We start from the raw sequence: 1250 nt of genomic DNA, 5'->3' as shown, positions 1-1250 counted from the left end.
ATGTCTTGTCCTGAAATGTGTTTACACATTTAGGACTTATTTATGAAGACCACCGAAACTAAAGGCACTAAGCGTACCCAACGAGATTATACATTGGGCTTTAAACTATCTATTGTTGAGCAGGTAGAAAGGGCAACTTTACGTATAAACAAGCTCAAAAACACTATGGTATTCAAGGTCGCAGCACCGTCCTTGTATGGCTAAGAAAACATGGTAAATTAGATTGGCCTACACCAACTTATATGACCGATATGCCTAAATCAAAAGAAACCCCAGCACAAAAAATTAAACGTTTAGAGCGTGAGATAGAAGATTTGCGCCTAAAGGATTTAGTTAAAGATGAAATGATTAATATCATGGATGAAGAGTATGGAGCGGACTTGCGAAAAAAGTACATATCCGAGCTATCACGCGCGCAAAAGAAAAACAGCAAGTAAAACTGACACCGTTATGCCGAGCATATGGCATAACATGGCAAGGTTACTATCAAGCTATACGCAGAATAGATGCTCGGAATAAAGCACTAGAGCCAGTCAAAGAACTAGTGATGTACTGACGACAATTCATGCCTCGTGTTGGTGGAAAGAAACTGTATCGGATGATAAAACCAGCGCTGCTAGAGCGTGGTATTAAACTAGGCCGTGATTGTTTTTTTGATTATTTGAGAGAGCATGATTTTCTTGTAAAACCAAAGAAAAATTACACTAAAACAACACACAGTAACCATTGGATGCGCAAGCACCCCTATTTACTTAAAGAGCATACGCCTACTGCGGCCGAGGAAGTCTTTGTTAGTGATATTACATACGTAAAGTCAGCGCAAGGCGTACACTACCTGTCGTTAGTCACTGATGCGTATAGCCGAAAAATAATGGGTTATGAGCTGAGTGATGAAATGAAAGCAACCGATGTAGTCAAAGCATTAGAGATGACGATTAAACAGCGCGTATATAAACGTGATGCGATTCATCATTCAGGCCGAGGGCTACAATATTGCTCTGAAGTGTATCAAAATGCGCTATTAAAAGAGGGAATTAAGCCATCGATGACAGATGGATATGATTGTTATCAAAACGCCTTAGCGGAGCGGGTTAACGGAATATTAAAACAAGAATTTTGACTCTATACATGTCACAATATACAAGAGTTAAAACGACTAGTTGAAGAGTCGATATTCATATACAATGAAATACGACCGCATTTGAGTTTGGGAATGAAAACACCAAATCAAGTGCATAAAAAAGACCTGG

General features: G+C 39.2%; 1 pseudogene. It reads left to right on the top strand.

Going from position 1 to position 1250, the window contains the following annotated elements:
* Positions 1-42: 42 nt before the first annotated feature.
* Positions 43-1250, top strand: a pseudogene (locus ACHUE3_RS19830) (IS3 family transposase); the annotation flags it as partial.

This window comes from Pseudoalteromonas atlantica, from assembly GCF_043641955.1.
Classification (GTDB): domain Bacteria; phylum Pseudomonadota; class Gammaproteobacteria; order Enterobacterales; family Alteromonadaceae; genus Pseudoalteromonas; species Pseudoalteromonas atlantica_A.
The sequence above is the reverse complement of the archived record's forward strand: the minus strand, read 5'-3'. Positions and strand labels throughout refer to the sequence as shown.